21 protein-coding genes are annotated in these 22,463 nt (G+C 70.1%); 6 read left to right on the forward strand and 15 right to left on the reverse strand.

Annotation, left to right across the window (positions count from 1 at the left end; genetic code table 11):
- Window positions 1–23: 23 nt before the first annotated feature.
- Window positions 24–1,760, reverse strand: a complete 1,737-nt coding sequence (locus IAI53_RS07120; protein ID WP_225433277.1) for a methanol/ethanol family PQQ-dependent dehydrogenase — start codon at window positions 1,758–1,760, stop codon at window positions 24–26.
- Between the two features lie 393 nt (window positions 1,761–2,153).
- Here IAI53_RS07120 and IAI53_RS07125 point away from each other — a divergent pair, with 393 nt between their 5' ends.
- Genes IAI53_RS07125 through IAI53_RS07140 form a run of 4 tightly spaced genes read left to right on the forward strand, consistent with a single transcriptional unit; the run spans window position 2,154 to window position 5,935 of the window.
- Window positions 2,154–2,921: a quinoprotein dehydrogenase-associated SoxYZ-like carrier gene (locus IAI53_RS07125; protein WP_187717420.1), complete on the forward strand. Its 768-nt coding sequence runs from the start codon at window positions 2,154–2,156 to the stop codon at window positions 2,919–2,921.
- On the forward strand, window positions 2,918–3,868 hold the full coding sequence (locus tag IAI53_RS07130; protein ID WP_187717421.1) for a quinoprotein relay system zinc metallohydrolase 1: 951 nt from the start codon (window positions 2,918–2,920) through the stop codon (window positions 3,866–3,868). Before IAI53_RS07125 ends, IAI53_RS07130 begins: the two co-directional genes overlap by 4 nt.
- Window positions 3,858–5,237 (forward strand): HAMP domain-containing sensor histidine kinase, encoded by a 1,380-nt coding sequence (locus IAI53_RS07135; protein WP_187717422.1) that lies wholly within the window; start codon window positions 3,858–3,860, stop codon window positions 5,235–5,237. The genes IAI53_RS07130 and IAI53_RS07135 overlap by 11 nt, the downstream gene beginning before the upstream one ends.
- Before the next feature lie 47 nt (window positions 5,238–5,284).
- On the forward strand, window positions 5,285–5,935 hold the full coding sequence (locus IAI53_RS07140; RefSeq protein ID WP_187717423.1) for a response regulator: 651 nt from the start codon (window positions 5,285–5,287) through the stop codon (window positions 5,933–5,935).
- 82 nt (window positions 5,936–6,017) lie between these two features.
- Here the strand turns inward: IAI53_RS07140 and IAI53_RS07145 are convergent, their stop codons facing one another.
- The 14 genes from IAI53_RS07145 to IAI53_RS07210 all read right to left on the reverse strand — a co-directional run bounded on the left by IAI53_RS07145 (window position 6,018) and on the right by IAI53_RS07210 (window position 19,027).
- Window positions 6,018–7,184, reverse strand: a complete 1,167-nt coding sequence (locus IAI53_RS07145) for a porin (protein ID WP_187717424.1) — start codon at window positions 7,182–7,184, stop codon at window positions 6,018–6,020.
- Between the two features lie 696 nt (window positions 7,185–7,880).
- Window positions 7,881–9,020 (reverse strand): pyrroloquinoline quinone biosynthesis protein PqqE, encoded by a 1,140-nt coding sequence (pqqE, locus tag IAI53_RS07150; protein ID WP_187717425.1) that lies wholly within the window; start codon window positions 9,018–9,020, stop codon window positions 7,881–7,883.
- A 165-nt stretch (window positions 9,021–9,185) separates the two neighbouring features.
- Entirely contained in the window at window positions 9,186–9,467 is a 282-nt protein-coding gene (gene pqqD / locus IAI53_RS07155; protein WP_187717426.1) for a pyrroloquinoline quinone biosynthesis peptide chaperone PqqD, read from the reverse strand.
- Window positions 9,464–10,210, reverse strand: a complete 747-nt coding sequence (gene pqqC / locus IAI53_RS07160; RefSeq protein WP_349771898.1) for a pyrroloquinoline-quinone synthase PqqC — start codon at window positions 10,208–10,210, stop codon at window positions 9,464–9,466. Before pqqC ends, pqqD begins: the two co-directional genes overlap by 4 nt.
- Complete coding sequence (pqqB, locus tag IAI53_RS07165; RefSeq protein ID WP_187717427.1) at window positions 10,207–11,121, reverse strand: pyrroloquinoline quinone biosynthesis protein PqqB; 915 nt, start codon at window positions 11,119–11,121, stop codon at window positions 10,207–10,209. The genes pqqC and pqqB overlap by 4 nt, the downstream gene beginning before the upstream one ends.
- A gap of 70 nt (window positions 11,122–11,191) precedes the next feature.
- A complete protein-coding gene (gene pqqA, locus IAI53_RS18730; protein WP_076601006.1) occupies window positions 11,192–11,266 on the reverse strand; it encodes a pyrroloquinoline quinone precursor peptide PqqA in 75 nt (24 codons plus the stop codon).
- Window positions 11,267–11,461: 195 nt separating this feature from the next.
- Window positions 11,462–12,616 carry a GGDEF domain-containing protein gene (locus tag IAI53_RS07175; protein WP_187717428.1) on the reverse strand — a complete coding sequence of 385 codons (1,155 nt, stop codon included), beginning with the start codon at window positions 12,614–12,616 and terminating at the stop codon, window positions 11,462–11,464.
- A gap of 89 nt (window positions 12,617–12,705) precedes the next feature.
- Entirely contained in the window at window positions 12,706–13,560 is an 855-nt protein-coding gene (locus tag IAI53_RS07180) for an ABC transporter permease (RefSeq protein WP_187717429.1), read from the reverse strand.
- The gene (locus tag IAI53_RS07185; protein WP_187717430.1) at window positions 13,542–14,696 is read right to left on the reverse strand and encodes an ABC transporter substrate-binding protein; all 1,155 of its coding nucleotides are present in this window, start codon (window positions 14,694–14,696) and stop codon (window positions 13,542–13,544) included. Before IAI53_RS07185 ends, IAI53_RS07180 begins: the two co-directional genes overlap by 19 nt.
- 3 nt (window positions 14,697–14,699) lie before the next feature.
- Window positions 14,700–15,680 carry a PQQ-dependent catabolism-associated beta-propeller protein gene (locus IAI53_RS07190; RefSeq protein WP_187717431.1) on the reverse strand — a complete coding sequence of 327 codons (981 nt, stop codon included), beginning with the start codon at window positions 15,678–15,680 and terminating at the stop codon, window positions 14,700–14,702.
- Window positions 15,677–16,432, reverse strand: a complete 756-nt coding sequence (locus tag IAI53_RS07195; RefSeq protein WP_187717432.1) for an ABC transporter ATP-binding protein — start codon at window positions 16,430–16,432, stop codon at window positions 15,677–15,679. The genes IAI53_RS07190 and IAI53_RS07195 overlap by 4 nt, the downstream gene beginning before the upstream one ends.
- On the reverse strand, window positions 16,426–17,259 hold the full coding sequence (locus IAI53_RS07200) for an ABC transporter ATP-binding protein (RefSeq protein ID WP_225433166.1): 834 nt from the start codon (window positions 17,257–17,259) through the stop codon (window positions 16,426–16,428). Before IAI53_RS07200 ends, IAI53_RS07195 begins: the two co-directional genes overlap by 7 nt.
- Window positions 17,256–18,026: an ABC transporter permease gene (locus tag IAI53_RS07205; protein WP_187717433.1), complete on the reverse strand. Its 771-nt coding sequence runs from the start codon at window positions 18,024–18,026 to the stop codon at window positions 17,256–17,258. Before IAI53_RS07205 ends, IAI53_RS07200 begins: the two co-directional genes overlap by 4 nt.
- Window positions 18,026–19,027: an ABC transporter substrate-binding protein gene (locus IAI53_RS07210; protein WP_187717434.1), complete on the reverse strand. Its 1,002-nt coding sequence runs from the start codon at window positions 19,025–19,027 to the stop codon at window positions 18,026–18,028. Before IAI53_RS07210 ends, IAI53_RS07205 begins: the two co-directional genes overlap by 1 nt.
- Window positions 19,028–19,217: 190 nt before the next feature.
- Between IAI53_RS07210 and pip the strand changes: the two genes are divergently transcribed.
- Both pip and IAI53_RS07220 read left to right on the forward strand, forming a co-directional pair.
- Entirely contained in the window at window positions 19,218–20,246 is a 1,029-nt protein-coding gene (gene pip / locus IAI53_RS07215) for a prolyl aminopeptidase (protein WP_187717435.1), read from the forward strand.
- A 90-nt stretch (window positions 20,247–20,336) separates the two neighbouring features.
- The gene (locus tag IAI53_RS07220) at window positions 20,337–22,460 is read left to right on the forward strand and encodes a TonB-dependent receptor family protein (RefSeq protein ID WP_187717436.1); all 2,124 of its coding nucleotides are present in this window, start codon (window positions 20,337–20,339) and stop codon (window positions 22,458–22,460) included.
- The last annotated feature ends 3 nt before the right edge of the window (window positions 22,461–22,463 follow it).

Consider the following 22,463-nt stretch of genomic DNA (forward strand, 5'->3'; position numbering starts at 1 on the left):
CCGCCGCAGCGGGGCCGGCATGCTCAGCTCTTGTGCAGCTTGAACACCCACACGGAACCGCCCTGCTCCAGGAAGTTCACGCGCTTGGCCACTTCGCCGCCCCACAGCGGCACCGCACCGCCCCAGCCGGACACCACGGCGACGAACTGCTCGCCGTTGTCCTCCCAGGTGATCGGCGGGGCGATGACGCCGGAGCCGGTCTGGAACTGCCACAACTCGTCGCCGCTCTGCGCATCGATCGCCTTGAGGTAGCCCTCGGGCGTGCCGTAGAACACCAGGTCGCCGGCGGTGGTGAGCACCCCGCCCCACAAGGGCGCGCTGTTCTTCACTTCCCAGACGATCTTGCCATTGACCGGATCGACCGCGCGCAGGGCGCCGATGTAGTCCTCGTAGAGCGGCTTGATGGTGAAGCCCGCGCCCAGGTAGGCGGCGCCGCGCTTGTAGGACACCGGCTCGTTCCAGATGTCCATGCCCCACTCGTTGGCCGGCACGTAGAAGTAGCCGGTCTTCGGGCTGTAGGCCATCGGCATCTGGTTCTTGCCACCCAGGAAGGACGGCGCGTTGAACACCACCTCGCCCTTCTTGCCGTCGCCGCCGGCGTCCTCGAAGGGGCTGCCCGGACGGTTCTGGTCCTTGTAGATCGGCCGGCCGGTCTTCAGGTCGATGCCCGAGGCCCAGTCGGTGCGGGTGACGAAGGGGAAGGCGTTGAGCAGTTTGCCGTTGGTACGGTCATTGACGAAGAAGAAGCCGTTGCGGTCGGCCTTGCCGCCGGCCTTGACCGTCTTCCCGCTCTTCGGATCCCTGTACTCGAAGGAGACGAACTCGTTCACCCCGTCGAAGTCCCAGCCGTCGTGCGGCGTGGTCTGGTAGTGCCATTCGATCTTGCCGCTGTCCGGGTCGATCGCCACGGTGGAGGACGAATACAGGTTGTCGCCCGGGCGCAGGTGGCTGTTCCACGGCGCCGGGTTGCCGGTGCCGATGAAGATCAGGTCCACCTCGGGATCGTAGTAGGCCGACAGCCAGGGGGCCGCGCCGCCGGTCTTCCAAAGGTCGCCCGGCCAGCTGGCGTTGGTCTTGCCGGTGATGCCGTTTTCGACCTGCTTGCCGTCCTTGTCGTACTTGTAGCCCATGTGGCCTTCGACCACCGGACGGGTCCACACCAGCTTGCCGGTCCTGGCGTCGCGCGCGTCCACGCGGCCGACGATGCCGAACTCGCCGCCGGAGTTGCCGGTGATCACCAGGCCCTTGACGATCTGCGGCGCCGCGGTCATCGAGTAGCCGGCCTTGTAGTCCTCGATCTTCTCCTTCCACACGACCTTGCCGGTGTCCTTGTCCAGGGCCACCAGCTGGGCGTCCAGGGTGCCGAAGATCACCAGGTTGCCGTAGATCGCCGCGCCGCGGTTGATCACGTCGCAGCAGGGCATGATGCCGTCGGGCAGGCGGTGCTCGTACTTCCACAGCTTCTCGCCGGTCTTCACGTCGAGCGCGAAGATGCGGCTGTAGGAGGCGGTGACGAACATCTTGCCGTCATGGACCAGCGGCTGCGACTGCTGGCCGCGCTGCTTCTCGCCGCCGAAGGAAAAGGACCACACCGGCACCAGGTCCTTGACGGTCTGGCGATTGACCTGCGTCAGCGGGCTGAAGCGCTGCCCCTTGGTGCCAAGGCCGTGCGTCACCACCTGGGTGGTGTCGGTGGCATCGTTCAGGATGTCGGCGTCGGTCACTTCCTTGGCCTGTACCTGTACGCTGCCCAGCGCCATCACGGCCGCGGCGATGATGCCCGGCACAATGTGGCGGCGCTTCAATGCATGGATCTGCTCCATTAGATTTTTCCTCCTTGGTCTCAGGGTGTCTTGTCCGTGGGTTGTTCTCGCCCCGGCCCACGGGGTGAGCCGGTTGGCGCACCCCCTGTCTGCAAGGCTCATGCCATCGTCCGGTCACCTGCGCTTCCCGGCACTTGCGGCCCGGTTCGCGACCGCTCATGTCGTGCGGATGGCGCAACTCGGGTGCTCCACATGTCAGCACCTGTCCCGAATCGATACACCGCGGAGCACCTTCGCCCCGTGACAACCCGGCCGGGCGCGATGGCACGCCCTTTGCAAGCTCCTGGGCAACAAATGCGCGGCAAGGACCGCGCACCAGGAGGAGACAAGATGCGCATCGTCAACACGATCGCCACCGTATTGCTGGCCGGCGCCACCGGACTGGCCACCGCCGCAGGCGCCGATCCGCTCGATTCGGCCCGCTGGCAGGACATGCGCGCGGCCTTCTTCGCCGACGCCGCGGTGGCGTTCGACGAGCGCGTGCAGGTCAGCGCCCCGGCGACCGCCGAGAACCCGCTCGACGTCCCGGTGCTGGTCGACGCCACCCGCCTGCCCGGCGTGGTGGAAGAGATCGTCGTGTTCGCCGACTTCAACCCCATCGTCAAGGTGCTCGACTTCCGCCCGCTCGGCGCGCGCGCCAGCCTGGGTTTCCGCCTCAAGCTGCAGCAGTCCTCGCCGGTGCGCGCCGCCGCCCGCACCGCGGACGGCCGCTGGCATGTGGGCGGCACCTGGGTGAACACCACCGGCGGCGGCTGCACCCTGCCCTCCACCGGCTCGGGCTCGGCCGAATGGCAGGATCGCCTCAACGAAGTGAGCGCCCGCGTATGGCCGCGCATCGACGGCGGCCAGCGCCTGCGCCTGCGCATCATCCACCCGATGGACACCGGCCTGGCCGCAGGCGTACCGGTCTTCCACATCGACACCCTCACCCTGCGCGACGCCGCCGGCACCGACCTGATGCGCATCCACCCGGCCGAGCCGGTGGCCGAGAACCCGGTGTTCACCATCGACCTGCCGCCCGGTGTCGCCGCCGGCCCGCTCGCCCTCGTCGGACGGGACAACAACGGCAACCGCATTGCCGCCGAGGTGGCGCGATGAATCGCCTCGCACGCACGCTGGCGTCCTGGGCATTCATGATGCTGTCCGTCGGCAGTGCGCCCGCCGCCGGCTTCGACTACCGCCTCGAACCGCACGCGGTGGCCGACGGCGTCTATGTGCTCACCGGCCTTCTGCAGGACTTCTCCACCAGCAACGGCGGCAACATCGTCAACACCGGCTTCATCGTCGGCCCGCGCGGCGTGGTGGTGATCGACAGCGGCCCGTCGCGGCGCTACGGCGAACAGCTACGCGCGGCCATCGCCCGCGTCACCCCGCTGCCGGTGGTGCTGGTGATCAACACCCACCACCATCCCGACCATTTCCTCGGCAACCAGGCCTTCGAGCGCGCCACGCTGGCCGCCCTGCCCGGCACCCGCGCGGGCATCGAGCGCGAGGGCGAGGCCTTCAACACCAACATGTACCGCCTGGCCGGCGACTGGATGCGCGACACCGTCGTCGCCGCGCCTACCATGGACGTCGCCCCCGGCCGCCTGGAAGCCGGCGGGCGCAGCCTGGAGCTGTTCGCCCTCGACGGCCACACCGGCGCCGACCTCGCGGTGCTCGACCGCGCCACCGGCACGCTGTTCGCCGGCGACCTGGTGTTCCACGAGCGCAGCCCGACCACCCCGCACGCCCGCATCGAAGGCTGGCTGGCCAGCCTGGACGTGCTCGAAGCCATCCCCTTCAGGGTGCTGGTGCCCGGCCATGGCGCGGTGGCGCAGGATGCCGCCCCGCTGCGCCAGACCCGCGACTACCTGCGCTGGCTCGACGACCTGCTGCGTCGCAGCGCCGCCGCCGGGCTGGACATGGCCGAGGTGCTCACCCTGCCGCTGCCGCGCATGTTCGCCCGCCTGGCGGTGGCCGAGGACGAGTATGTGCGCTCGGTCGGACACCTCTACCCCGCCATCGAGCAGGCCGTGCTGGAGGAAGGCAGTCATGCCCGCTAAGCGCACGCCGCGCCTGCGCGACCGCATCTGCCTGCTGGTCACCGCGGTCGCCGCGCTCCTGCTGCTGCTCTCCAGCCTGGGCTGGGCGCGCGCCACCCGCGAGGCCATCCACGAGGAAGTGGAAGCCGCCACCCGGGTGGCCGAGCAGTGGCTGACGGTGCTCGCCGCCGAAGGCGAGGCCGACCCCGACGGGCTCGCCGCCCGCCTGGTCGCGGTCGGCCGGCTGCGCGCCAACACGCTCGATGTGCTGGACGCCGACGGCACGCTGCTCTACCGCTCGCCCGAACCCACCTACAAGGCCGGGCGCCACGCCCCGGCGTGGTTCGCCACCCTGCTCGCTCCCGAATTCGGCGAGCGCCGCCTGCAGGCCGGCGCGCGCACCCTGGTGCTGCGCCCGGACACTTCGCGCAGCGTGCTCGACGCCTGGGACGAACTGATGCTGATCGCCGGCTGGGCCTTCGGCCTGCTGCTCCTGCTGTGGCTGGGTGCGGGCCGCGCCATCGAGCGCATGCTGGCCCCGCTCGCCGCGCTGGAAGAAGCGCTGGCGCGCGGCGCAGACGGCGCCTTCGACACCCGCCTGCCGCGCCACGGCGTGGCCGAGCTCGACCGCCTGGCCGCCAGCTACAACCGCCTCGCCACCCAGCTCGACCGCAGCCTGCTGCGCAACGCCCGCCTGGAAGAAGACCAGGCCTTTGCCCACGCGCTCAACGCCCGGCTTGAAGAAGAACGCCGCCAGCTCGCCCGCGAACTGCACGATGAACTCGGCCAGAGCGTCACCGCGGTGCGCGCGATCGCCGGCGCCATCGTCCAGCGCAGCGCCGGACAGCCCGGCCTGCACGGCAACGCCCAGGCCATCCTGGCGATGACCGGGCAGCTGCAGGACGGCGTGCGCGCCATCCTGCAGCGCCTGCGCCGCCCGGACGCGCAGCCGGTCGGCCGCCTGGGCGAGGCGCTGGCCGACTACTGCGCGCACTGGGCCGGGCTGTACCCGGCGATCACCGTCAGCCCGCAGATCGACGTGGTGGACCGCGTCCTGCGCGAGGACTACTGCCTCACCGTGCTGCGCCTGCTGCAGGAGAGCCTGACCAACGTCGCCCGCCACGCCGAGGCCGACCAGGTGGACGTCGCCCTGAGCACCGACGTCGATGGCCTGCGGCTCAGCGTGCGCGACAACGGCCGCGGCTTCGACCCCGCGCTGCGCACCGACCGCTTTGGCCTGGCCGGCATGCGCGAGCGCGTGGCGCAGTGGCACGGCGAACTGGCCATCGAGACCCTGCCCGCCGGCGGCACCCTGGTACAGGTGCGCCTGCCCTGGCCGCAGTTGGCCGATGCCACCGCAGCTCGCACCGAAACATCCGCCCACCCCTGACACTGAACTCCGCCGGCAGCGCGCCGGCCCCGACGAGGCCAACCGCCATGAACCAGCTCCCCCTCAACGGCAAACGCATCCTGATCGCCGACGACCACGCCGTGGTACGCATGGGCTTTCGCCTGCTGCTCGAAGGCGGCGGCGCCATCGTGGTGGCCGAGGCCGACAGCGGCGAGGCGGCCATCGCGCTGTACGCCGAGCACCGCCCGGACGCGCTGATGATGGACGTCACCATGCCCGGCCTGGGCGGCCTGGGCGCGCTCGAGCGCCTGCTTGCCCACCACCCGGACGCACGCGTGCTGATGCTCTCCGCGCACGAGGACGTGCAGATCCCGGGCCGGGCGCTGAAGGCCGGCGCCACCGGCTATCTCTCCAAGCGCGCCGAACCGGCCGAGATGCTGCGCGCGCTCGCCCAGGTGGCCCGCGGCCAGCGCTACATCGACCCCGCGCTCGCCCCGCAGCTCGCGCTCGCCCAACTGGGCGGCGCCAGCCACCCGGGCGACGCGCTTACCGACAAGGAGTTCGCGGTCTTCCTGCAGCTCGCGCGCGGCCGCTCGGTGAATGAAGTCGCCACCACCCAGCACCTGAGCCCGAGCACCGTGGGGACCCACCTCTACCACATCAAGCAGAAGCTCAATGCCGGCAACGCCGCGGAACTCGCGCTGATCGCGGTGCGTTCCGGGCTGATCGAGGTCTAGGGAGCACGCTTTCCCTGCAGGCGCGACACGGAAGAAGAAAGGGGCGGCCATCGGCCGCCCCTTTCGCTTCGCAGAGCGTCGATCAGAAGAAGATGATGCCGCCCAGCGACACGGTACGGGTCTTGAGATCGCCGTTGCCGCCCGAGTTGATCGCGTCGGCGCCGGTGGCGCGCTCGGTGTTGAACTCACCGACCAGGGTGACGTACTTGTTGAGCGTGTGATAGACGCCGAAGGTCACCGACTTGAACTTGTTGGTATCGGTCAGCGTACCGCCCTTGTCGCGGTTCTCGCCGTAGTTCAGGCCCACCTTGGTCTTGCCGAACTTGTAGGTGCCCTGCAGGAAGTGACCACGGCTGTCGGTTTCGCCGTTCGGCGAATGGAACAGCGCCCCCACCGTGGACAGGCCCAGGCCCTTGCCCTTGAACGCGTAAGCCACCGCCTCGAAGTTGCCGATGCCCAGCTTGGCGCCCAGTTCCAGGCCGCGCGCGCTGAAGGTGCGCACGTTGTTCAGGCCGCTGTCGGTGCGCTGGTGGATCAGGCCGCCCCACACCGAGCCGGGCATGTCGCCCTCCCAGTCGTAGCTGCCGATCGCCTGCAGGCCGGGGGTCTTGGTCTCGCCGCTGCCGATGAAATCGCTCGGCTGGAAGATGCCGACCGAGGCGGAGAAGCCGTCCATCGGCGCCGTGGTGTAGGTGATCTGCGGCTGGAAGCCGGTGTACATGTAGCCGTGGCCGATCATGCCGAAGGTGGTGTTGAACGGGGTAGCCGCATAGCTGTTGCCGCCCACGCCCAGCAGGGTCATGTCGGACAGTATGATCTTCTGGCCGAACAGGCCGATGTCGCGCCCGAATTTCAGCGTGCCCCAGTCGGCATTGCCGAACTGGAAGTACAGGTTGCGGGTGTCGATCTGGCTGTACGGTTCGCCGCCGCCGCCGATCGGCAGGCCGACCACCGAGGAGTCGTTGTTGATGCCGGGCGCGAAGCCGACGTGCGCCTTGATGTCCAGGCCCTCGACCTTGGTGGTGAACACGAAGTTGATCCAGCCCGGCAGCAGGCCGTTGGCCAAGGCCGAGTTGGTGGTCGAGCCGCGATCGTCCTTGGCATGGCGATTGACGTAAAAGCCGTTGATGGTGCCATTGATGTCCAGCGTGGCGTCCCCGTGGGTGAAGCTCACCGCCTGGGCGCTGCCGACGGTGGATGCGCAGAGCGCTGCCGCGATCGCCGTCCGCTTCAAAGAAACCTTGTGCATCGTGATCCTCCTGAGATGTGATTTGTTGTTGCGTCCGCCCGCGCTAGGCGTTCTCCATCGCTGCCCGCGGGTGGTGCTCCGTACGGCCGGCCGCAAGGCCGTCGACGACGCCGCACACCTCTTTGCAAGGTCCGGACCAGAAACGCTCCGAACAAGCTTTTCGCTACATGTTTGGCAATTTTCGTCTCACGTTAAGCGACGTTGACGTCAACTGCTGCGCCACAGCGTGACACTCCGGGCAATCCTCATTGCAGATGTGTTGCAAGTCGTGACACCGTCTGCGACCACAGAAGCATGGCGGCGCATGGCAGGACGGAGGGGTTTGGTCGCCGCGATGGCGCACCGCCAGGAGCGACCGACGCCTGGGCTCGGGCAGCGCGAGGGTGTGCGGCCTACCACGGCGAGCGCTCGTGGCACCTGCATCGGGGAGCGTCAGAAAGGTGGATAGGAAACCTGGCACGCTACCTGCATTGGATGCAGCGCCGGCGGCACGGGGGCGAGACGGGCGGATCGCCGCCGCCGGCGAATGCGTGTTTGTCTCCTCTTCCCCGGAATGCGCACCGGGACGGGGGCGCGGCGGCCGCGAGGTCGCCGCGCCCCCAACTTTTTCCAGGAGAGCGGGAATCCGCCGGCCCGGCACAGGCCGCGAAGGCGATACGGCGCGTTGCGCCCGATGCCGCGACGGCAGGAGAAAACTCAGTCCGCGCAGCCGGCCTGGCGGCGCGATTCGCGCGGGTCGCGGAAGATCAGCGGCGCGCCCGGCGTGCCGGGCTGCTGTGCGCGCGCGACCGCCGCGCTCACCTTGTCATGGGCGGGCGACTTGTCGCACACCGGATCGGCCGCGGCCGGGTCGCCGGCCAGCATGTAGGCCTGGCAGCGGCAGCCGCCGAGGTCCTTTTCCTTGTCTGGGCAGCTCCGGCAAGGGTCCTTCATCCAGGCGTCGCCGCGGTAGCGGCTGAAGCCTTCGGATTCGTACCAGATCTCGCGCAAGCCCATCTCGCGCACGTTCGGGAATGCCAGCCCGGGCAGCATCTTCGCGGTATGGCAGGGCAGCGCGGTGCCGTCCGGGGTGACGGTGAGGAAGACGTTGCCCCAGCCGTTCATGCACTTCTTCGGCCGCGTCTCGTAGTAGTCCGGCACCACGAAGAAGATCTTGATCCTGTCGCCGAGGCGCTCACGGTATTCGTTGGTGATGCGCTCGGCGCGCTGCAGTTGTTCGCGCGAGGGCAGCAGCTGGTCGCGGTTCAAGAGCGCCCAGGAGTAGTACTGGCTGTTGGCCAGTTCCAGGTATTCGGCGCCCAGCGCCACCGCCATGTCGATGATCTGGCCGATGTAGTCGATGTTGAGCCGGTGCACGACCACGTTCATCACCATCGGCCAGCCCTGCTCCTTGATGCGCGCCGCGACCTGCTGCTTGAGCTCGAAGGTGCGGGTGTGGGAGAGGAAGTCGTTGAGCTCCCTGGTCGAGTCCTGGAAGGACAGCTGGATGTGGTCCAGCCCGGCGGCCTTGAGCGCTGCGGCACGCTCCGCGCTGAGGCCCACGCCAGAGGTCAGCAGGTTGGTGTAGTAGCCCAGGCGGTGCGCTTCGGCGACCAGCACTTCGAGGTCCTCGCGCATCATCGGCTCGCCACCGGAGAAGCCGCACTGCACGCTGCCCGCGGCGCGTGCCTCGCGCAGCACGCGCAGCCAGTCGTCGGTGGACAGTTCGGTGTCGTCACGGGCGAAATCCACCGGGTTGTAGCAGAACGCGCAGTGCAGCGGGCAGCGGTAGGTGAGCTCGGCCAGCAGCCACAGCGGCGGGCCGGGTTGCGCTACGGAGGAGGAAAGCGGGTTCATCGATCGTACCTCTCGGCCCGCGCGCAGGCGGCCCGGAATCCGTGCCGATCGCGGGCAAGCCCGCTCCTACAGGTCGCGCCGAGCGCCCGGGCAGGTTCGCGACCAGATCGCGCGAAGACTGTCCTGTAGGAGCGGCCTTGGCCGCGATCGAAGCGCGCAGCCATGTCAGACCTCGATCCAGCGCTGCTTGCGCGCCATGTCGAGGAAGGCCAGCACGTCGGCCTGCAGGCCCGTCGCGCCGAAGGCCTCCTCCAGTTCGGTGACCAGCGCCGGCACGCTGCGCGAGCCGTCGCAGCGCTTCATGATCTCGCCGGCGCTGGCATTGAGCTTCACCATGCCCTCCGGGTAGAGCAGTACCCAGGCCTGCTGCGCCTCTTCCCACTGCAGGCGAAAGAGGCGCGCCACCTGCGGGCGGGCAGCGAGCAGCTCGGCTTCTTCGGCGGTCATGCCTTCGGCCCGGTGATGGCGATCTCGCACTGCTGCAGCATGATCGCGTCGGCCAGCGCCCACAGCAGGTCGAGCTTGAACTGCAGGATCTCCAGCGCGCGTTCCTGCAGCGCGCGGCTCTGGCTGAAGTAGTCGAGCGTGAAGCGCAGGCCGTGGGCGACGTCGCGGCGCGCCTGGGTGAGGCGGTTGCGGAAATACTGCAGGCCGGCCGGATCGACCCAGGGGTACATCTGCGGCCAGGTGTCCAGGCGCTGCTGGTGGATGTGCGGGGCGAACAGCTCGGTGAGGCTGGAGGCCACCGCCTCCTGCCAGGGGCGCTGGCGGGCAAAGTTCACATAGGCATCGACCGCGAAGCGCGCCGCCGGCGACACCAGGCGCTGCGAGGTGACGTCCTCGCGGCTGAGACCGACCGCCTCGCCGAGGCGGATCCAGGCCTCGATGCCGCCGTCGTCCTTGATGCCGCCGATGTCGTAGCCGTCGTGGTCGAGCACGCGCTGGATCCACTCGCGGCGCAGTTCGCGGTCCGGGCAGTTGGACATGATGGCCGCGTCCTTCACGGGAATCGCGACCTGGTAGAGATAGCGGTTGGCCACCCAGCCCTGCAGCTGCGCCTTGGTGAGCCGGCCCTCGGCCATCATCACGTGGAAGGGGTGATGGATGTGATAGCTCGCGCTCTTGCCGCGCAGGCGGGCTTCGAACTCCTCGCGGCTCAGCGGCGCGGCCAGCTTTTCCGGTGCATTCACGGGACGATCTCCATACCGTCGAAGGAAACCTCGATGCCGTGGGCGGCGAGCGTGGCACGCTCGGCGCTGTCCTCGTCGAGGATGGGGTTGGTGTTGTTGATGTGGATGAGCACCTTGCGGGTGTCCTGCGGCAGGCGGTCGAGCCACTCGATCATGCCGCCCTCGCCGCTTTGCGGCAGATGGCCCATGGCGCGCGAGGTCTTCTGCGAGGCGCCCAGGCGGATCATCTCGTCGTCGGTCCACAAGGTGCCGTCGACCAGCACGCAGTCGGCCGCCTGCATCGCCGCCCACACGTGCGGCTCCATCTCGCCCAGGCCGGGGGCGTAGAACAGGCTGCGGCCGGAGCGCGTGTCGGTAATGGTGACGCCTATGTTGTCGCCCGGCTGCGGACAGTCGCGGTGCGGCGAATACGGCGGCGCGTTGGAAATCAGCGGCAGCGCGGCAAAGCGCAGACCGGGTACGCCGGGAATCTCGAAATCCTCGCCGAGCGGCAGCGCGTGCCAGTTCACCCCGCAGTAATGGCCGAGCAGGTTCAGCAGCGGGTTGCCGCGGGTGAGGTCTTCGTGCACATGCGGGGTGCACCACAGCTCCAGCGGCTGGCGGTGCTCGCGCAGCATGTAGAGCCCGGTGGTGTGGTCGATCTGTGCGTCGATCAGCACGATGGCGGCGATCGCGGTGTCGCGCAGCGCGCGTGCCGGCTGCAGTTCGGGAAAGCTGCGGATCTGCTGCAGCACGTCGGGCGAGGCGTTGAACAGCACCCAGCGCTCGCCGTCGCCGCTCACCGCGATCGACGACTGGGTGCGCGCACGGGCGCGGATGGTGCCGCGGCGCACACCGTCGCAGCGCGGGCAGTTGCAGTTCCACTGCGGAAAACCGCCGCCGGCCGCGGAACCGAGGACTCGGACTTTCATGACGGATCTCGCACGCTATTTGATCGGGTTCGGCGGGCGCCCGGCCGCAGCGCGGGCGCCCCGGCCACGTTCAGCGCGTGGCGATGTACATGGTGATTTCGAAGCCGAAGCGGAAATCGCAGGCGCTCGGGGTTTCCCATTTCATGGTGTCTCTCCTTGTGGCGTTTCGATGGGTGATGGAGGCGATGCCCCACTGCCGGCGGCGGAATGCGGATGCGCCGCCACCGTCGTCAGATTGCCGGTCGACGGCGCGCGGCGCATCGCGGAATCCGGCCGAACGCGATAGAGAAATTCATGAGACGGGCGACCGCCCGCCAAGACCAGGCGCGTGCGGCGCACCTCAGGCGACCCTTGCGGCCGCCTCCATATCACCGCCCTGCGGCGCCGGCTGCTCGACCACCACGCGGTTGCGCCCCTGCGCCTTGGCCGCATACATCGCATGGTCCGCCCGCCGCATGAAGGACGACAGCGTCTCGGTCGGGCCCGTGCACATCGCCACGCCGATGCTCACCGTGGGCACGACCGTGCCGCCGGGCAGCTCGCAGCGCAGCCCCGCGACCGACTCGCGCAGGCGCTCGGCGGCGGCGAAGGCCTGCGCCAGCGCGGTCTCGGGCATCAGCACGGCGAACTCCTCGCCGCCCAGGCGGGCCAGGCAATCCTCGCCGCGCACCGTCTGCGCGCAAACCCCGGCCACCGCCTTGAGCACCTCGTCGCCGGCCAGGTGACCGTGGGTGTCGTTGATCGGCTTGAAGTGGTCGATGTCGAGCATCAGCAGGGCCAGCGGGTGGCGGTAGCGCGCGGCGCGCTGCAACTCGGCCTGGGCCGCCGCGATGAAGTGGCGGCGGTTGAAGAGGCCGGTGAGCGGATCGCGCGTGACCTGCCGTTCGAGTTCGCGGATCAGCTCGGCATTTCGCTCGCGCAGTACCAGCGCCTCGGTGGTGCTGGCGTGGATCTTCAACCCCACCAACAGCATCAGCGCGATGAAGAGCAGCCCGAGCATGGTGAGCCCGAGGTAGAACAGCCCACCGCCGAGCAGCGGTGGCGCCACCAGCGCGACCGCCGGCGGCACCAGGTCGCCGAGCAGCAGGCGGCGGTGCGGATTGCTCATCGCCACGGTCAGCGAGATCAGCCCGACATGGATCAGCATCGTGAACATCAGGCTGTTGAAGTTGCCCGGCTGCCAGCCCCACACGATGATCGAGGACCACGACACCATGTGCGCGCCGTGCGCCAGGGCGATGCGCCGCGCCCACAGGCGTTCGTCCTGCGGCCCCGGCGCCGCGCGCCGAAAGCGCGTGTAGACGCCGATATACACCGCGATCACGACGAGTTCGATCGCCGCCCACAGCGCGGCCTTCCACGGCGCGACCCAGGTCGTCAGCAGCGCGGCGGTCACCACCGTCAGCAACGGTGCGAGGTATTTGTCGTGGATATGGTTGTCGACGTAGAGCCCGAGCTGGCTCAAGCGGACGCCGGCGTTGCGCGCGTGGTCCATGCCTTTTCCTGGAGGAGGCCGAGGCGGAATGCGGCCGCTGTCGCCCGCCCCGCAAAGCGGAGCATGTTAGCGTATGCCGATCGGCTGATTCAACCGCGTTTCGCCAGTTGCCCGAAGCCGCGCTGCGGATCGTAGCCCCAGCAGGCCAGGGTGAAGCAGGCCAGCGCGGTGCCGCACACGATCCACGGCGCCCAGCCCGGGTCTTGGCCGTAGAGCGCGAAGCGCAGCCATTCCACCGCGTAGGTGAAGGGGTTGCCCTGCGCGGCGAGGAACACCCAGCGCGCGCCCGCCTCCTCCAGCTTCCACAGCGGATAGAGCGCGGTGGAGATGAAGTACATCGGGAAGATGACGAAGTTCATCGCCCCGGCGAAGTTCTCCAGCTGGCGCACATGCACCGACAGCAGCAGGCCGAGCGCACCCAGCATCAGCGCGCCGCCCACCGCGGCGGCGAGCACCTGCGGGGTGTGCGCGCCCCACAGCGGCAGCGTGGTGCCGAGCAGCGCGGCGATGGCGACGAAGGCCACCGCCTGCAGCAAGGAGAGCACCGCGGTGGCGGCCAACTTGGCGAACAGCACCCACGCGCGCGGCAGCGGCGCGGTGAGCAGCAGGCGCATCATGCCCATCTCGCGGTCGTACACCATGGCCAGCGAGGACTGCATGCCATTGAACAGCATCACCATGCCGATCAGGCCCGGGGCGATATACTCGTCGTAGGTGATGTAGGTCTCGTAGGGCGGCACGATGGCCACCCCGAACACGTTGCGGAAACCCGCGGCGAACACCGCCAGCCACAGCACCGGGCGCACCAGCGCGGACACCAGGCGGCCGTACTGGCGGGCGAACTTGAACAGCTCGCGCGCGACGATCGCCCACAGCGCCTGCAATGCGTGGCGCAGCGGGCCGCGGGCGGGGGCATCGGCCGCGCTCAGTGCGGGCGCGCGCATCGCTTCTCGGCCTCGTCCGCGCCCAGGGTGTCGAGCGCGTTCTTCGGATGCAGGATGCCGTCGACCGGCGCGCTCGCCACCACCCCTTGGCCGTCGCTCAGCAGCAGGGTCTGGCGCAGCTGGCCGTCCCAGGGGCGGAAGGCCAGCGCCACGCCTTTGGAGCCGTCGAGCGCGAGGCCGGTCAGTTTCGCCGGCCCCTTGCCGTCCGCAGCCAGCACCGCACCCACCGCCGCCTTGCCGGCCAGCCAGGCCGCCCAGTCCTGCGCCACCATCGGCCGCCCGGCGGCCTTCTGGAAGCGGCGGCTTACCTGCGGCGCGCCGAAGCGTTCGAACTGCGCGTGCCAGGCCAGCGCCACCAAGCCCGCATCGCCCACCACCGGGCGCGGCCGGGCGGTGCGATAGGGCAAGGCGCGGGAGAACTCGCCGTCGCTATCGACCACCCACACCACGTCGTAGTCGTTGCCGCCGGTGAGCAGCTGCGGGTTGGCCAGATCGCGCTCGCGCGGATCGGCCGAGGGCTTGAACGGCTTCTTCGCCACCAGCTTGAGCCCGTAGCGCTTGGCCGCCGCTTCCACCACCGCGCCGCGCGCCGCATCGGCCGGCGTGCTGCCGACCAGCAGCAGCACCTTGCGCCAGCGCCGCTCGACCAGGGTCTGCGCCAGGGCGTCGGCACGCATGCGTTCGCTCGGCAGGGTATGGAACAGGTTGGCGCGGCAGTCGGCCTCGCGCAGCGCATCGGCGGCCTCGCCGACGTTGATCACCGGCACGCGCACTGCGTCGGCCACCGCCAGCACCCAGGGCGCGGGCAGATCCACCACCAGCAGCGCGGCGCCCTCCTTCACGCTGCGCGCGGCGGCTTCGCGCGCCGCTTCGGCTGACGCGGCTTCGGCCTCGGCGAGTGCCAGGCGGTGGCCGGCCGCTTCGAGCTCGAAAGCGGCATCGTCCAGCGCCAGCTTCAGCCCATCGGCGGCCGATCCGCCCGGATGACCCAGGTAAGCCCGCTCCAGGCGGTCGCGGTCCAGACGCGGGTCGTCCTCCACTGCGATCAGCGCAACGCGGAAGTCCGCCGCATGAGCGCCGAAGGCCAGCACCAGCCCGGCGAGAAGGCCTGTGAACGGGCCCAGGGTCCGGCGCATGGCTTACTCCACCACCACCGCGGTGTGCGGCACGCGGCCCACCGGGATGGTCTTGACCGCCTTGGCCGCGGCCACGTCGACCACGGTGAGGTCGTCCGACAGGCCATTGACCACGAACAGGCGCGACTCGTCGCCGTTGAGCGCCACGCTCCAGGCGCGCTTGCCCACCAGTACCAGCTGCTGCACCTTGCGGCTGGCGACATCGACGAAGGCCACGTGGTTGGCCTTGCCCAGGCCGACGAAGGCGCGCTTGCCGTCGCGGCTGAAGGTCAGGCCCACCGGGGTGATGTCCTCGCTGCGCGCGCCCTTGAGCTCGAAGCGCAGGGTGTCGACCACTTCCAGCTTGGCGGTATCGATCACGCTGACGCTGGCATCGAGTTCGTTGCTGACCCACAGCTCGGCGCCGTCCGGGCTGATGGCGAAGCGGCGCGGGCGCTTGCCGACCTTGATGTTCTTCACCACCTTGCCGCTGGCCGCATCGACCACGTGCACCATGCTGGCCACCTCCGAAGTGACGAACACCGTCTTGCCGTCCGGCGACACCTTCACCCCTTCCGGCTCCTGCCCCACCTTCACCGCGCCGGTGCGCTTGCCGCTGGCGACATCGATCACCCCCATCTCGCCGTCGTCCTCGTTGGAGACGTAGAGCGTCTTGCCGTCGGGCGACAGGTCGAAGATCTCCGGGTCGTCGCCCAGGTCGATGCGGCGCACCGACTTGCCGCTCGCCAGGTCGATGACGTCGGCCTTGCCGGACTCGGTGCATGCGACCACCAGCTGCTTGCCGCCGGCGGCGAGCTGCATGTGGCGCGGGCGCTTGCAGGTGGCCACGGTGCCGGTGACCTGGAGTGTGGCGACGTCGATCATGGTGAGCGCATCGTCCTTCTCGCTGGACACATACAGCGTGGCGGCTTGCGCGGCGCCGGCGGCGCAGGCCAGGGCCAGCGCGGCGAGCGCGTGGCGGGCGGGGATGGTCGTCGGGGTCATGACAGGGCTCCTTGGGGATTATTGGTATGGGTGGCGGCCAGGCCGGCCGCCTTGAAGAATCCTTGTTCCAGCGTCGGCTCGCCGAGCGCCGCGATCACCGCCTGCTGCGAGCCGTCGGCCAGCACGCGGCCGCGGTGCAGCACCACCACCTGGCCGGCGTCCTCGATCTCCTCGATCCAGTGGGTGGCCCACAGCACCGCCATCGGGCGCTGCTGCATGCAGTGGGAAATGTGGCTGCGCAGCGCGCGGCGCGAGGGCAGGTCCAGGCCGACGGTAGCCTCGTCCATCAGCAGCACCGCCGGGCGATGCAGCATGGCGCGGATCAGCTCCACCCGCCGGCGGTTGCCGCCGGACAGTTCGCGCACCTTGCGTCCGCCGTGCGCGGCGAGGTCGAACTGCACCAGCCCTTCCTCGATGCGCTGGCGCGCCAGCGCGCGGGGCATGCCGTGCAGGTCGGCGTGCAGCAGCAGGTTGCGCGCGATCGACAGGTCGAGATCCAGCGCCTGCTGCTGGAACACCACCCCCAGGCGGGCCAGCGCGCGCGCCGGCTGGCGACGCACCGGGATGCCGTCGATGAAGATCTCGCCGCCGTCCGGCACGAATAGCCCGGAGAGCAGCTGGAACAGCGTGGACTTGCCGGCCCCGTTGGGCCCCAGCAGCACGCAGAAGCTGCCGGCCGCCACCTCCAGGCTGACCCGGTCGAGCGCCTTCACCGCGCCGTAGGACTTGCTCACCTCGCGCACGCTCAGCATGCCGGATGCTCCATCAGAAAGGGTTTCGGCATCGCGCCGTCTCCCAGGCACCTCACCCCCTCCGCGCCCTCTTCCGCCACCCCCGCGAGCAGGTCGCGGTGGCGGGCGAGCAAGGCGCGACGGAAGTCCTCGCAGGCGGCGTCCTCGGCGCGGCGCGGGCGCGGCAGGTCCACCGCCACGTCGAGGATCACCTGCGAGGGCGCGCGCGACAGGAAGAGGATGCGGTCTGCGAGCTGGATCGCTTCGCGCAGGTCGTGGGTGACGAACAGCACCGTGGTCGGATGGCGCTGCCACAGCTCCAGCAGCATGTCGCGCAGATGCTCGGCGACCGGATGGTCGAGCGACACGAAGGGTTCGTCGAGCAGCAACAGGCGCGGCTCGATGGCGAAGGCGCGCGCCAGCGCCACCCGGCGCTGCATGCCGCCGGAGAGCTGGCCGGGGTAGGCGTCGAGGCAGGTGCCCAGGCCCATCTCGTCGAGGAGTTGCTCGGCGCGCCCGGCAGCCACCGCTTGCGCATCGAGCACCACCCGCACGTTGTCGCGCACCGTGCGCCAGGGCAGCAGGCGCGGGGTCTGGAACATGTAGCCGATCGGCGCCGCGGCCGGGGTGCTGCCGTCGCCGAAGCGCACCTCGGCACGCGCCGCGCGGTCCAGCCCGGCGAGGATGTTGAGCAGCGAGGTCTTGCCGCAGCCGGACGGGCCGACGATGCAGCAGAACTGGCGCGCCGGCAGTTCGAAGGCGAGCTCGGCGATCGCCGGCTGCGCCGCGCCGGGGTAGCGCTTCTCGGCCACCCGCACCGCGAGGTCGGCAAGCATCGTGCCGTTCATGCCCGCCACCGCGTCAGCCGGCGCTCGAGCGGCGCGAGCACCGCCATCTCGATGGTCAGCATCACCGCGACGAAGGCCAGCGTATAGGCCAGGATGCCGGCGATGTCGAAGAGCTGAAAGAACACCGAGAGCTGGAAGCCCACGCCGTCGCTGCGCCCGAGCAGTTCGACCACCAGCACGATCTTCCAGATCAGCGCGATGCCGTTGCGCGCCGCGGCCATGATGTAGGGGTAGAGCTGGGGCAGGAAGAACACCAGGAAGCGGCGCAGCGGCGGCACGTGAAAGACCTGCGCCACCTGCAGCAGTTCGCGCCCGGCGGCGCGCGTGCCTTCGCGCATCACCACCACCACGTTGGGGATCTTGTTCACCGCCACCGCCAAGATGGCCGCGGTCTCGTTGAGCCCGAACCACACGTAGCACAGGATGATCACCACCAGCGCCGGCAGGTTGAGGAAGAGGATCAGCCCGCCGTCGAGCAGCTGGTTCACCCGCTCGCGCGCGCCCATCAGCATGCCCAGAGCGATGCCGGCCGCCATCGCCAGGACGAAAGCCACCGCCACGCGGGTCAGCGTGATGCCAAGATCGGCGAGCAGCGTGCCGTGGGCGAGGTGCTCGCCCATGCTCGCCGCCACCGCCCAGGGGGTGGGCAGCACGCGGCTTTCGGTCACCACCGCCACCAGCGCCCAGGCGCCAAGGAAGACCGCCAGCGAGACGCCGCGCAGCCAGGGCGTCGGAGGGGCAGCGGCAAGTGCGGGCGCGCCGTTCATCACCAGCCCTGCCACACCGTACCGCGCGCCAGCCCGGCGGACTCGCCCACCAGCACTGCCCCGCCGGTCTCGGCCAGCACGCGGTAGGCGGCGGCGATCGCCGCCTGGTGCTCGGCTGCGCTGCCCGACGGGATGCCGCGGCGAAAGCCGTCGCGCAGCGCGGCCAGCGTGGCCGCGTCCTTGGCGCCGGTGAGCGGCTGCAGGCGGGTCCATTCGGCGTCGGAGTCGCGCAGCACGGCCTGCGCCGCGCGCGAGGCGGCGATGAAGCCGCGCACCGCATCCGGCTGCGCGGCGGCGAAGCGCTCGGAGAACACGTAGCCGATCAGCGGCAGGCGCCCCGGCACGCCCAGCCCGGCGAGCAGGTCCTGCACCTGGATCAGCGGCACCATGCCCTGCGCCTCCAGGCGCGCGGCGTACTGCCAGAAGTTGAGCACCGCATCGAGCTCGCCCTGCAGGAACTTCTCGTTGAGCAGCGGCGGTGCGGCGTAGGCCGGGCGCGCGCTGTCCTTGAGGTCGCGCCCGGTGCTGCGCAGCGCATGCGCGCGCAGCAGCAGCCAACTCTTGTCGAGCGCGCTGCCAGCCACGCCGATGCGCTTGCCGGCCAGGTCGGCCAGCGAGCGGATGCCGCCGTCCGGGCGCACCATCACCGCGCCCGAGGCTTCCGAGTAGGCGACGAAGGTGTAGTCCGCGCCGGCGTCGCGCTGGCGCGAGACCCACAGCCAGTCGGTGACGATCATGTCCACCGCGCCGCCCTGCAGCGCGATCGCGGTGGCGTCCTTGTTGGCCAGTTCCACCACTTCCAGCGCCACGCCGTGCTTGCGGTCCAGGCCGTGGTGGCGGATCACGTCCAGCTCCCAGCTCACCGTGCCGAACTTCAGCACGCCCACGCGCAGCTTGGCCGGCTCGGCGGCCGCGGTGGCGCCGACCAGCCCCAACAGCACGCAGGCCAGCAGCAGGCGCAGCCGGGCGGCGAGCGGGAAGCGGAAGGTCGGGCGAGGCATGGGCGAGGTCTCCGGGGGTGGCGAGCGGTCCGCGCTCCATGACGGAGTGGCCGCATCGTTTGTCGTTGGTCCCAGTGTCCGCAGATGCGCCGCGCGGCGCCTCGTCAAAACCGTCGGCCGCGGCTCATGATTTTCTGTATTCGCCCCACCCGTACGACGCGTGCCCGGCCGCTCTGCTAACTTGCCGGACATGGACACCACAGCCCTCTGCGCGCCCTGGGACGAAGGCCTGCTCGACACCGGCGACGGCCACCGCATCCGCTTCGAACAGAGCGGCAACCCGCTCGGCCTGCCGGTGCTGTCGCTGCACGGCGGCCCGGGCAGTGGCGCACGGCCGCGGCTGCGCACGTTCTTCGATCCGGCGCGCTATCGCATCGTGCTGTTCGACCAACGCGGCTGCGGGCGCAGCGCGCCGCTGGGACGCATCGAGCACAACACGCTCGCCCACCTGGTGGCCGACATCGAAGCCCTGCGCCGCCACCTGGGCATCGCGCGCTGGCTGGTGTGCGGCGGCTCCTGGGGTGCCTGCCTGGCGCTGGCCTACGCCACCGCCCACCGCAACACCTGCCTGGGCCTGCTGCTGCGCAGCGTGTTTCTCGGCACGCGCGAGGAGATCGACTGGTTCTTCCACGGCGCACGGCGCGTGCGGCCGGCCGCCTGGGAGGCCTTCGCCGCCCCGGCGCCCCCGGCACGGCGTGGCGACCTGCTGGCGTGTTATGCGGAGGCGGTGAATGATCCCGACCCGGCCCGCGCGCTGACCGCCGCACAGCGCTGGCGCCGCTGGGAGACCGCGCTCGGCCAGCCCGACGCCGCGCCGCCCGACTTGCCGGCAGCCGGCTCGCCCGAAGCCACCGCCCTGATCGCCCGCTACCGCGTGCAGGCCCACTACCTGCGCCACGACTGCTTCATTGCCGCCGGCGGCGTGCTCGCCGATGCCGGGCGGCTCGCCGGCCTGCCGGTCGCACTGGTGCATGGCCGCGCCGACCAGGTGTGCCGGCTGCAGGCCGCCCGCCGGGTGCACGCCGCCCTGCCCGGCAGCCGGCTGTACGAAGTGCCGGACGCCGGCCACGACCCCTTCGCGCACGGCATGTTTGCCGCACTCTACGAGGCGGCCGCGCACTTTTACGTGCATGGTGACTTTCGCGGCTGGGACACGGACGACGAAGACGTACCATCAGCTACCGGCACCCCCCGATGCCAGGTTCATGGTTTTCGCTAGCCCCTTGCCATTCGCTCGTGGACGACCGCCCTCCCCGCCAAGCGTGACACTGTGCCCACCAAGCATTCAGCCGCACAGGACTCAGCCATCATGAACCGCCGCAAATTCGCCTCCCGATCCCGCCCCGCCCTCGCCCCGCTCGCCGCCATAGTCGCCGCGCTCGTCCCCACGGCTGCACAGGCCGCCGACCCCGCCCCCACGCTCAGCCCGGTAGTGGTCACCGGCAGCCGCGCCGAGGCCGAGAGCTTCGAGCAGCCTTTCTCGGTGGACGTGGTCGACATGCAGGCGGTGCAGGCCGGCAACCTCAACGTGAATGCCTCCGAGGCGCTTGCCGCGGTGCCCGGCCTGGTGGTGCAGAACCGCCAGAACTACGCGCAGGACCTGCAGATCTCGGTACGCGGCTTCGGCGCGCGCGCGGCCTTCGGGGTGCGCGGGGTCAAGCTGATCGCCGACGGCATCCCGGCCAGCAACCCGGACGGCCAGGGCCAGGCCGCCACCTTCAACCTCGACACCGCCGAGCGTATAGAGGTACTGCGCGGCCCGATCGCCACGGTGTACGGCAACCACTCCGGCGGCGTCATCCAGCTGTTCTCGCGCGACGGCGCGGGCGACCCGCAGGTGCATGGCGGCGCCATCGCCGGCGCCTGGGGCACGCGCAAGTATTCGCTGGGTGCGGAAGGCGAAACCGGCGGCGTCGGCTACCTGGTGAATGGCTCACGCTTCACCACCGACGGCTACCGCGAGCACAGCGCCGCCACCCGCGACCAGGCCTTCGCCAAGGTGAACCTCAAGCCCAACGCCGACGGCAAGCTCACCCTGGTGGTCAGCGGCCTGCGCCAGCGCGACACCGAGGACCCGCTCGGCCTCACCTGGGACACCTACAAGCGCGACCCGCGCGCAGTGGAGGACCCCGCGCTCAACTTCAACACCCGCAAGCACATCGACCACAAGCAGGCCGGCGCCACCTGGGACCAGCGCTTCGGCAGCGGCCGCCTGCAACTGGTGGCTTACGGCGGCACGCGCGCGGTCACCCAGTACCAGTCCATCCCCACCTTCGTGCAGGCCAATCCGCGCCACTCCGGCGGCGTGGTGAACTTCGACCGCGAATTCCATGGCCTGGGCGCGCGCTGGATCCAGGTCTTCGGCCTGGGCGGCGGCGCGCTCACCGTCACCGGCGGGGTCGACTACGACCGCTCGCAGGACGACCGCCGCGGCTACGAGAACTTCGTCGGCGCCACGCTGGGCGTCAAGGGCGCGCTGCGCCGCGACGAGACCGACACCGTCACCAGCGTCGACCCCTATGTGCAGGCGAGCTGGGAGACCGGCGACTGGACCGTGCAGGCCGGCCTGCGCCACAGCCGGGTCAAGTTCGAGGTGGACGACGACTACATCACCGGCACCAACCCGGACGACAGCGGCAGCCTGCGCTTCAGCGAAACCACCCCGGCCTTCGGCATCGCCTGGCGGCCGATGGAAACCCTGAGCCTGTACGCCAGCGCCGCGCGCGGCTTCGAGACCCCGACGATGAACGAGCTGTCCTACTCCGGCCTCACCGGCACCGACGGCTTCAACTTCGACCTCAAGCCCTCGCGCAGCACCCAGTACGAAATCGGCGCCAAGGCCTTCATCGGCGACGGCACCACGCTCAACGCCGCGCTCTTCCACATCCGCAGCACCGACGAGCTGGTCGTGCTAGCCAGCGGCGGCGGGCGCACCGTGTTCCAGAACGCCGCCCGCACCCGGCGCGACGGCATCGAACTCGCGCTCGACAGCGAATTCACCAGCCAGTGGCGTGGCAAGCTCGTCCTCACCCACCTGCGCGCCATCTACGACAGCAGCTTCGACAGCCGTGGTGAAACCATCGAGTCCGGCAACCGCCTGCCTGGCATCCCCGCCACCAGCGCCTACGCCGAACTCGCCTGGACCCCGCGCACCGGCCTCACCCTGGCGGCTGAGGCGCTCTACCGCAGCAAGGTGTACGTGGAAGACACCAACACCGAACGCACCGCACCCGCGCACACCCTTGTCAACCTGCGCCTGAACGCCGAACGCCGCTACGGCAACTGGACCCTGGCCGGCCTGCTGCGCCTGGACAACCTCTTCGACCGCGAGCACATCGCCTCGGTCATCGTCGGCGACGGCAACGGCCGCTACTACGAACCCGGCCCCGAGCGCAGCTGGTACGCCGGCGCACGGCTGAGCTACCACTTCTAGCCA

The organism is Thauera sedimentorum, assembly GCF_014489115.1.
GTDB lineage: Bacteria > Pseudomonadota > Gammaproteobacteria > Burkholderiales > Rhodocyclaceae > Pseudothauera > Pseudothauera sedimentorum.